We start from the raw sequence: 8,994 nt of genomic DNA on the forward strand, positions 1-8,994 counted from the left end.
GTCGACTTCGTTCTGGCTGGACCTGGCCGGGCAGCGGCGCAAGTGCGTGCTGTTCACGCTGCGGCTGTCCTACTCGGGCAAGGCGGTGCACCGGGTCTATGCGACCGCGTCCCAGGAGGCGTTCCTGGAAGGCCACCTGGAGGCGTTCACGGCGCTGGGCGGGGTGCCGTCGGTGCACATCCGCTACGACAACTTGAAGCCGGCGGTCAAGCAGGTGCTGTTCGGCCGCTCCAGGTTGGAGTCGGCGCGGTGGGCGTCGTTCAAGTCCTGGTACCAGTTCTCGGCGTTCTACTGCGCGCCCGGCGAGGACGGTGCCCACGAGAAGGGCGGGGTGGAACACGAGGGCGGCAGGTTCCGCCGCAAGCACCTGGTCCCGCCGCCTGCGGTGGACTCGCTGGCGGAGCTGAACGAGCGCCTGGCCGCGATCGACATCGCGGAGGACGCCCGGCACATCCACGGCCGGCCGACCTCGATCGGGTTCGACTTCGAGGCCGAGCGTGACCGGCTGCGGCCGCTGCCGGCGGACGACTACGACTGCGGGATCGACCTGACCCCCGTCGTCGCGCGGAACTCCCGGATCACGGTGCGGCAGTGCTACTACTCGGTGCCGGCGAAGTTCATCGGCACCAAGGTGCGCGTCAAGCTGCGGGCGAACGAGCTGTGGGTGTTCGACGGGCGCAAGGTCGTCGCCCGCCACCCCCGGCTGACGCGCCGCTACACCTACCACGACTTCCTGGACCACTACCTGGAGATCCTGCTGGCCAAGCCCGGCGCGTTCGCCGGTGCCTCCACGCTCGCGCAGGCCCGCGCGGAGGGCGGCTTCACCAAGGTCCACGAGGCGTTCTGGGCCGCGGCGAAGGCCAAGGCCGGGGACCGCGAGGGAACCCGGATGCTGATCGAGGTGCTGCTACTGCACCGCCAGCTCCCGCCCGAGGCACTGGTGGCGGCGATGGAGACCTGCCTGCGGATCGGGTCCGTCTCCACCGACCTGGTCGCGATCGAGGCCCGCAAAGCGATGGAGGGCACAGACGCGGACGACGCCGAGATCCTGGCCGGCCCCGACGAGGCGACCCCGGACGGCTCGGCCGGGGCCCAGGTGATCTCCCTGCACGCGCGCCGCCTGCCGCCCGATCCGCGCCAGGCGCTGCCCGACATGAGCAAGTACGACCGGCTGCTGAGCCCGGTCGCCAGCCGCGACAGCCAGACCCAGAAAGGCCATGGCGCATGAGGCCGACCATCACCGTCACCGACCAGGACGACGAGCAGGACACCGGCAAGGTCCCCGGCCGCAGGATGTCGCTGCCCGGCGACCCGGAGGACATGCTGATCGACGAGGCATGCCGCGAGCTTCGCCTGCCGGCATTCCGCGAACGGTTCATCGACCTGGCCACCACCGCCCGGCGCGAGCAGGCCACCTACAAGCAGTTCCTGCTGGACATGCTGCAGGTCGAACTCGCCGACCGGGACCTTCGCCGCCAGCAGCGGCTGCTGCGGCTGGCCCGCTTCCCGAGGCCGAAGCGGCTGGAGGACTTCGACTTCGAGAAGAACCCCAACGTCACCCCCGAGGTCGTCGCGGAGCTCAAATCCCCGACCTGGGTCCGCGAGGGCCGACCGCTGGTGCTGATCGGCGACTCCGGCACCGGCAAGTCCCACCTGCTGATCGGCATCGGCACCGCGATCGCCGAGACCGGCCTGTCGGTCCGTTACACCACCACCAGCGCGCTGGTGAACGAGCTCGCCGAGGCCGACGCCAGCCGCCGTCTGTCCTCGGTGATCGCCCGCTACAGCAAGATCGATCTTTTGTGCCTGGACCTATGCCGAGACCGCGGCTATGCCGAAGATTGCCACGCCACGCCCTCGTTCGCGTGAATCCGGGCTTTCGGATCTCTGCATAGTGCCGAGGGTGGGCAGCACCTGACCGCGAGGCAGGGCGCCTTGCGGGAAGGGGGTCCCGATGGCGGGGACACGCAGGAAGGCCGGTGCTCTCGCACCGCATGTCGAGGGGTACAGGTCCTGGCTGACGGCTCGGGGATACACCACGTTGACCATCCGGAACATGCTCAAGGATCTGGGCCTGGTCGGGGTGTGGCTGTCCGGGCTGGGGCTTGAGATCGGCGATCTCGGCGAGGCGGTCGTGGAGCGGTTCCTGAACGACCAGCGGCAGGCAGGCCGCCGGCGACTCCCGGGACCGCGCGGGATGCGGCCCCTGCTCGCATATCTGCGCGAGGCCGGGATTGTCTCGCCATCCAGGGACGAAGTATCGCCCCTGGATGGCGTGTTGGAGGAGTTCCGTGACTGGATGACCGGCGAGCGCGGGCTGTCGCCGACCACCGTCCTGCGGTACGCGAACACCGCCCGCCGCTTCCTGGCCGAGCAGGCCATGCCGGGCGGGGTGTTCTCCCCAGCCGGGTTGAGCGGCGGGGACCTGAACGCGTTCCTGCTGCGGGAGTGCGCGCGGGTCTCGGCCGGCTCGGCCAAGGGGAAGGTCGCCGAACTGCGTTCGCTGATGCGGTTCCTGCACCTGCGGGGGCTGATCCCGATGAAGCTCGGCGCGTCCGTGCCGCCGGTCGGCGGCTGGCGCCTGGCGGCGGTCCCGCCGACGATGTCCGCGGCCGATGTCCAGCAGCTCCTGGACTGTTGTCCGCGTGCGGGCGGTGTCGCTGTCCGCGACTACGCCATCCTGACGCTGCTGGCCCGACTGGGCCTGCGCTCGGTCGAGGTGTCGCGGCTGCGACTGGAGGACGTGGACTGGCGCTCGGGGGAGATCGCGATCCGCGGCAAGGGGCGGCGGGAGGACCGGCTGCCCCTGCCGGTGGACGTCGGCGAGGCCTTGGTCGCCTACCTGTCCGAAGCCCGTCCCCAGGTCGACACCCGTCGCCTGTTCGTCACGGACCGGGCGCCACGCGGACCGATCCGCGCCGACCTGGTGGGCGACGTGGTGGAACGGGCCTGCAAGCGGGCCGGGCTGCCGACAGTCGGCCCGCACCGGCTCCGGCACGCCCTGGCCGGGGAGATGCTGCGGCAGGGCTCCGGGCTGACGGCTATCAGCCAGGTCCTGCGTCACCAGGACCTGGCCACGACCGCGCTCTACGCGAAGGTCGACTTCGCCGCGCTCCGCACTGTCGCCCGCCCCTGGCCCGGGATGGAGGCGGCATGAGCGGACTGCGGCAGGCACTCGACGACTACCTGCGACTCCGCCGCTCGCTGGGGCACAAGCTGGCCGAGGCGGCATGGCTGCTGCCGGACTTCGTCGCCTTCCTGGACGAACGCGGGCAGACCACGGTGACCGTCGCCGCCGCGCTGGCCTGGGTCCGGGCGCGGGAAGGCGAGGTGGTGACGACCGTGAGCCCGCGCCGGATCACCGCGGTCCGCGGCTTCGCCCGCTATCTCAGCGGCATCGACCCGGCCACCGAGATCCCACCGCTGGGCCTGCTGCCGCACCGCCAACGCTGGCGGCAGCCGTTCAGTGGCTGTTGTCTTTCCGGGCTTGAGGGCTGCGTTTTCGCTGGTCAGGAATAGGGTCGGCGGTCTCGGGGAGTGGTGGCGTGTCGTGTCGTCGCTCTGGTGGAGGTCGGGATGCCGTCGGTCGTGGGGCTGCTGGAAGAGCGCGAGGTGACCGCTCGCCGTCGTGTGGACGCGCTGCGGGAGGAGGCGGACCGTGTCCAGGCCGAGCTGGTCGTGGCCGAGCGGGAGTGGAACGAGTGGGTCATCGCCCGCTCGCGTGTCGGCGAGGTGCTGTCCCCGGGTGAAGGAGACGCCGCCGGCCCGGATGCCGCCGAGGAGCCGTCGGATCGCGGTGAACCGCCGGCTCTGTCTGCATCTTCGGAGGCGGCGAAGCCGAAGTCGGTGGTGCCGATGTGGCGCGCGGGGCTGGCCTGGTCGGCGCTGTCGGCGGACTACCAGCGCATCGTGCAGGTTCTCGCGGACCGGAACCGCCTCGGTCAAGGCCCGCTGACCTGCCAGGAGATGGCTGGCAGCTTCGGCCTGGACCCGGTGCCCGCGAAGATCGAGGCGTTGCGGTCGAAGGCGAAGCGGCTGACAGCGCGCGGGTGGCTGGCCGAGCCGGCGCCGGGCCGGTTCACGCTCGCGAAGGCCGTGGCCGGGCCAGGCGGCGGGTCATGAGCAGGGTCATCGACCAGTAGACCATCGCCTCCGCGCTGCCGGTGGATCGCTCGAAGTCGCGCACGAGGCGGCGGCTTCGCATCAGGTGGGCGAAGAACCGCTCCACGATCCAGCGCTTGGGCAGCACGACGAAGCCGCGCATGTCGTCACTGCGCTTGACGATGGCCAGGACCAGCGCGAGGGCGGCCAGGCAGTACTCGACGAGGCTGCCGGTGTAGCCGCCGTCGGCCCAGACCAGCGCCAGCCGGTGCTGCGTGGCGGCGACCTGGGCGAGCAGGACCTGCGCGGCGGCGCGGTCTCCGGTGTCGGCTGAGGTGACCAGAACGGCGAGCAGTAGGCCGAGGGTGTCGACCACGGCGTGCCGCTTGCGGCCGTTGATCAGCTTGCCGCCGTCGAAGCCGCGGCTGTCGGCGCCGACGACGGCGTCCGCCTTGACCGACTGGGAGTCGATCACGCCCGCGCTCGGCTCCGGGTCCCGCCCGGCCTGCTCGCGGACCTTGCGGCGGAGCCGGTCGTGGAACTCCTTCACCAGGCCGTGGTCGCGCCAGCGGCGGAAGAAGGCGTAGACCCGGTCCCACGGCGGGAAGTCGGCCGGCATCGCCCGCCACTTCGTGCCGTTGTCGACGAGGTAGCGGATCGCGTCCAACATCGCGCGGTGGCAGTACGCCTCCGGCTGCCCGCCCCGCCCGCGCAGCCAGCCCGGCACCGGCAGCAGCGGCCGCACCACCGCCCACTCCGCCTCGGACATGTCCGTCGGGTAGCGGCGCGCACGGACCCCGTGGTCGGCGGCGTTCCCGAACCGGTGTGCCAGGCAGTCACACGCGAGAGTGACCGAAGTGGACCCCGCTCCCGCGATGCCGTAGAACTGCGACAACAGGGCCTCCTGGACCGCTCTTTGGCGTAGACACCCTTCGAGCTACCAAGAGGCCCTGCTTTCATGCACGGCGGCCGCCGCACTCACCCGATCGAGACTCCCGTTCGACCAGCACCCCTCAAGATCGGAACGACAACAGCCACTCATCTACTCCGACGCCGACGTCACCGCGGTGATGAGGCAGGCCGACAGGCTCGGCCCGCCCTTGCGCGCGGCGACCTACCGCACCCTGGTCGGGTTGCTCGCCGCCACCGGCCTGCGGGTCGGAGAGGCCATCAAGCTCGACCACGACGACATCGACTGGGCCGAGGGCGTGCTGCGGATCCGGGAGACCAAGTTCGGCAAGTCCCGGCTGGTTCCCCTGGACGTCAGCGGCGTTGACGCGCTCCGCCGCTACGACGCCCTCCGCGACCAGGACGCGCCGTGTCCCGCGGACCCGTCGTTCTTCGTCTCGCGCACCCGGAAGCGCCTGATCTACGCCGTCGTCGCCCCCACGTTCCGACAGATGGTGACCGGGGCCGGCGTCGGGGCCGATGCCCCCAACCCGCCCCGGCTGCACGACCTCCGCCACACGTTCGCCGTCCGCACCCTGCTGGCCTGGTATCGCGACGGCGCCGACGTCCAGGCGAGGATCCCGTCCCTGTCCACCTACCTCGGGCACCGAGAACCGTCCTCGACCTACTGGTACATGTCAGCGGCCCCGGAACTGCTGGCCCTGGCGGCGGACCGCCGCGAAGGCATCGGAAAGGCAGCACGGCCATGACCTCGATCGCCCCCACCCTCCAGTCGTTCTTCACCGACCGGCTGGTCCGCCAGCGCCAGGCGAGCCCGCGCACCGTCGCCGCCTACCGCGACGCGCTCCGCCTCCTCCTCGGGTTCGTCCACCAACGCACGGGCACCGCCCCGGAGAGACTGGACTGGACCGACCTGGACGCCGACGCTGTCTCCGCCTTCCTCAACTACCTCGAGGACGAACGCGGCAACAGCGCCCGCACCCGCAACGTCCGACTGACCGCGATCCGCTCCCTCTTCTCCTACGCCGCCCTGCAGCACCCCGAACACGCCCTCTTGATCCAACGCGTCCTGGACATCCCGCCCAAACGCTACGACAAGAGGAACATCACCTTCCTGACAGCAGCAGAAGTCGACGCCCTGCTCGCGGCACCGGATCCGCGACGCTGGGAGGGACGACGGGACAAAGCGATGCTGGCCCTGGCCGTCCAGACCGGCCTGCGGGTCTCCGAACTCACCAGCCTGGACTGCGACGACGTCACGCTCGGCGAGGGCGCGTCCGTCCGTTGCGAGGGCAAGGGCCGCAAGCACCGCGCCGTCCCCCTGGACCGCAGCGTTCAGGACCTGCTGCGGGCCTGGCTCGGTGAACGCTCCGGCAAGCGCGGCGAACCGCTGTTCTGCACCCGGACCGGACGGCGCCTCACCCGCGACGCCGTCGCCCAGCGCCTGGCCATCCATGTCCAGGCTGCCGCCGAAACCTGCCCGACCCTCCTCGACAAGCGCGTCCACCCCCACGTCCTACGCCACAGTTGCGCGATGTCCCTGCTCCAGGCCGGTGTCGACACCACAGTGATCGCGCTCTGGCTCGGCCACGCCGGCGTCCGCTCCACCGACGCCTACGTCCACGCCGACATGACCATCAAGGAGAAGGCACTCTCACTGACCGCACCGGTTACCGCCCGCCTCGGCCGCTACCAGCCCACCGACAAGGTCCTCGCGTTCCTCGACCGCCTGTGAGTCGTGAGCCGAGCCGGCAGTGACAGTCCGCTTCGATAGCCTGCGGCGGTGGCTGATGATTCGTTGAAGTTCCTGATCGATGCCGATCACGGGCAGTTCTATGTCCAAGATCTTGAGCCCTATGACGCGTGGATGGCTGAACACGCGACAGACCCGGACCTCCCGCCAGCTGGCTGGACCGAGGAAGCAGTCCACGTTCACCGCATCGGGGTGGAACCGCACTCGATCTCCGTCGGCACCGCGCGGGACGACATGGTCGAATCGCTGATCACCGTCCACGCGTCCGCGCCCATGGTCGAGCCGACGGCTGAGCACATCGTGGAGGTGGACCTGGCTGCCCCGACTGGCCAACTCGCCGTCTCCAGCCCAGGGGTCCACCCGGAGGACGGGCCAAGCATCACCGTCCCCGCAGGGCTGTTGCGAGTCCGGGTCTCCTACATCCCCTCTGACCCACCGGCCGGCGACACCAACGGCGGCCCCGGCGATCACTTTCTCTACCAGATCGACCTCTGGCCCACTGACCAGACGCGCGAGCTCGACGTCCACAAGCAGGGACCGAACCCCTGGGCCGGATAGACACTCCCCGCCGTCGACTATGCCGAGCAGAGCAGCCGTCACGCTGCCCGCGATCACGCTCGCCCACATCCTTCTCGGCATAGTCGCGGTCTCGGCATAGGTCCAGCTATGCCGATATCCGCATAGGTCGACGAGTTCGGCTACCTGAACCTTGACCGCAAGGGCGCCAAGCTGCTGTTCCAGATCTTCACCGAGCGCGAGGAGCGCAAGACCACCGCGGTCGCCACGAACTCGCCCTTCACCGAATGGGACAAGACCTTCGGCGACGCCCGCCTCTGCGCGGCCATCGCCGACCGGATCACCTTCCGCTGCACCCTGATCCAGACCGGCACCGAGTCCTACCGCTACCAGGCCACCCAGGAATCCCTCTTCCCCACCCCGAACCGAGCTTGAGATTCAACCCCTGAGCTGAGCCCCCGCTCTTGGAGTGGCAGGCTGTGGCCGTGAGAATCGCGAGGGACGACCGGCCAAGGCCACTGTCGACGTGCTGGCTCTACTGGATCGCCGTACCGACCGGGGACCAGGAAGGAGTCATTGCGGACCTGGGCCTCACCCGACCCATCCCCGTGACGTTCGCCGAGGCCGAGGCTGTCATCGACGAGGACGGCCACGGAGAGGCGGAGGACAATCCGGATGGACTGGCCCGGGTCTATGTGAGTCCTGAGATCGAGGGATGGACTCTGGTGATCGGCCCGTGGTGCGACCCGTGCAGCAGCGAGAGAAGCGACGAGGTGCTGCGTCTGTGTATCGCCCTGAGCTCCCGCTACGGAATGGCGCAGGCGTACTACTTCGGTACACAAAACGACGGTTCAGCCTGGCTGATCGCAGAGCACGGGGTCGTGGTGCGGCGGTACTGCGAGACCGGCGAGGTCGACGACGGATTCCTGACACTGGGGCAACCGCTTGTGCAGGAACAGGCCGAGCGGGAGCGGATGGGCCTGCCGCCCACCTGGCACGAGAACGCGCGCAACGACGAGTCCGAGGAGGAGTGGAAGTGGCGGGCGTTCGACATGGCCCCCGAGATCGCCACAGCCCTGGGCATCAGTCCGCTCGCACTGACGGCGTCGATGCGAGTGAGCGGCATCGGCGTTCTTGCGGAGACACCTGTTCCGGCACGCTGAGCATTACGTTCAGCTCTTCGTAGCGGACCTTCTTGGCTTGACGCCCTTCACCTGCGCCGGACGCGGGCGGGGGTGAGCCTGTTCGGTTCCGCCGGTCGCTCCCGGGAGTGGCGGAGGTCGGCGACGAGCGGGCGGGCGAGGCTGAGCTGGGTGTGCGCCGCGATCACCAGCCAGGCCCAGCGATCGACCGTCGTGGACACGAAGGGCGAGCCCTGGCCGCGACTTGTCAGGGAGGCGACCCGGGCCCACGGCCACAAGCTACCGACGCCCCCACCCCAGCCCCTACGGACACTCCGCCCACGCCTGTCGGCTCACCCGATCAGTGGCTCCCAATCTCGCCGAAACGGCTCCCGAACTCACCGAAGAACGCCCGCCACGGTCGAGTACGTCACCGCCACGAACGGCCTAGCCCTGGCTCCCGTTCACGCCGAAGCAGTGGCTCTCATATGAGGTTCTGGCTCAAGTTGTGTGACCGGTGACGGTGCGTAATAGATCACGCGTCCTCGCCGGGTTCATAGATCGACTGAAAGTCGTCGGCTCGGGCTCTGTGTG

General features: G+C 69.8%; 11 protein-coding genes and 1 pseudogene. 10 read left to right on the plus strand and 2 right to left on the minus strand.

The annotated features are described in order from the left end of the window. The 5 genes from C2142_RS37770 to C2142_RS37790 all read left to right on the plus strand — a co-directional run. Positions 1-1,228: IS21 family transposase (locus C2142_RS37770; protein WP_194235871.1), on the plus strand; the 1,228-nt coding region annotated here is incomplete at its 5' end. Further along, on the plus strand, positions 1,225-1,869 hold the full coding sequence (locus tag C2142_RS37775; protein WP_148647302.1) for an ATP-binding protein: 645 nt from the start codon (positions 1,225-1,227) through the stop codon (positions 1,867-1,869). The genes C2142_RS37770 and C2142_RS37775, both read left to right, overlap by 4 nt. Positions 1,870-2,056: 187 nt before the next feature. Then, positions 2,057-3,157 carry a site-specific integrase gene (locus C2142_RS37780; RefSeq protein ID WP_206671120.1) on the plus strand — a complete coding sequence of 367 codons (1,101 nt, stop codon included), beginning with the start codon at positions 2,057-2,059 and terminating at the stop codon, positions 3,155-3,157. After that, positions 3,154-3,519: a hypothetical protein gene (locus C2142_RS37785; RefSeq protein WP_194235872.1), complete on the plus strand. Its 366-nt coding sequence runs from the start codon at positions 3,154-3,156 to the stop codon at positions 3,517-3,519. The genes C2142_RS37780 and C2142_RS37785 overlap by 4 nt, the downstream gene beginning before the upstream one ends. A 57-nt stretch (positions 3,520-3,576) precedes the next feature. Then, positions 3,577-4,122: a hypothetical protein gene (locus tag C2142_RS37790; RefSeq protein WP_148647304.1), complete on the plus strand. Its 546-nt coding sequence runs from the start codon at positions 3,577-3,579 to the stop codon at positions 4,120-4,122. Here the strand turns inward: C2142_RS37790 and C2142_RS37795 are convergent. Continuing rightward, positions 4,079-4,996: an IS5 family transposase gene (locus C2142_RS37795; RefSeq protein WP_241003071.1), complete on the minus strand. Its 918-nt coding sequence runs from the start codon at positions 4,994-4,996 to the stop codon at positions 4,079-4,081. The two genes, C2142_RS37790 and C2142_RS37795, sit on opposite strands and share 44 nt — an antisense overlap. 175 nt (positions 4,997-5,171) lie before the next feature. Here C2142_RS37795 and C2142_RS37800 point away from each other — a divergent pair, with 175 nt between their 5' ends. From C2142_RS37800 to C2142_RS37820, 5 genes and pseudogenes are all read left to right on the plus strand, one after another. Beyond that, positions 5,172-5,759, plus strand: a complete 588-nt coding sequence (locus tag C2142_RS37800) for a tyrosine-type recombinase/integrase (RefSeq protein ID WP_148647305.1) — start codon at positions 5,172-5,174, stop codon at positions 5,757-5,759. Next, positions 5,756-6,745, plus strand: a complete 990-nt coding sequence (locus C2142_RS37805) for a tyrosine-type recombinase/integrase (protein ID WP_148647306.1) — start codon at positions 5,756-5,758, stop codon at positions 6,743-6,745. The genes C2142_RS37800 and C2142_RS37805 overlap by 4 nt, the downstream gene beginning before the upstream one ends. 48 nt (positions 6,746-6,793) lie before the next feature. Further along, on the plus strand, positions 6,794-7,321 hold the full coding sequence (locus C2142_RS37810) for a hypothetical protein (protein ID WP_206671121.1): 528 nt from the start codon (positions 6,794-6,796) through the stop codon (positions 7,319-7,321). Positions 7,322-7,459: 138 nt separating this feature from the next. Next, positions 7,460-7,714: pseudogene (locus C2142_RS37815) on the plus strand (ATP-binding protein); the annotation flags it as partial. Positions 7,715-7,887: 173 nt separating this feature from the next. Continuing rightward, positions 7,888-8,442: a hypothetical protein gene (locus C2142_RS37820; RefSeq protein WP_241003072.1), complete on the plus strand. Its 555-nt coding sequence runs from the start codon at positions 7,888-7,890 to the stop codon at positions 8,440-8,442. Between the two features lie 47 nt (positions 8,443-8,489). On the opposite strand, the gene C2142_RS37825 is transcribed toward C2142_RS37820, so the two are convergent. Beyond that, the gene (locus C2142_RS37825; protein ID WP_153882857.1) at positions 8,490-8,642 is read right to left on the minus strand and encodes a hypothetical protein; all 153 of its coding nucleotides are present in this window, start codon (positions 8,640-8,642) and stop codon (positions 8,490-8,492) included. Positions 8,643-8,994 lie beyond the last annotated feature (352 nt).

This window comes from Streptomyces sp. CB01881 (genome assembly GCF_002953255.1).
Classification (GTDB): domain Bacteria; phylum Actinomycetota; class Actinomycetes; order Streptomycetales; family Streptomycetaceae; genus Kitasatospora.

Bases quoted from the DNA above. Each gene is read 5' to 3' on its own strand.
- C2142_RS37775 (WP_148647302.1), top strand. From the start codon at position 1,225: ATGAGGCCGACCATCACCGTCACCGACCAGGACGACGAGCAGGACACC.
- C2142_RS37780 (WP_206671120.1), top strand. From the start codon at position 2,057: ATGCTCAAGGATCTGGGCCTGGTCGGGGTGTGGCTGTCCGGGCTGGGG.
- C2142_RS37785 (WP_194235872.1), top strand. From the start codon at position 3,154: ATGAGCGGACTGCGGCAGGCACTCGACGACTACCTGCGACTCCGCCGC.
- C2142_RS37790 (WP_148647304.1), top strand. From the start codon at position 3,577: ATGCCGTCGGTCGTGGGGCTGCTGGAAGAGCGCGAGGTGACCGCTCGC.
- C2142_RS37800 (WP_148647305.1), top strand. From the start codon at position 5,172: ATGAGGCAGGCCGACAGGCTCGGCCCGCCCTTGCGCGCGGCGACCTAC.
- C2142_RS37805 (WP_148647306.1), top strand. From the start codon at position 5,756: ATGACCTCGATCGCCCCCACCCTCCAGTCGTTCTTCACCGACCGGCTG.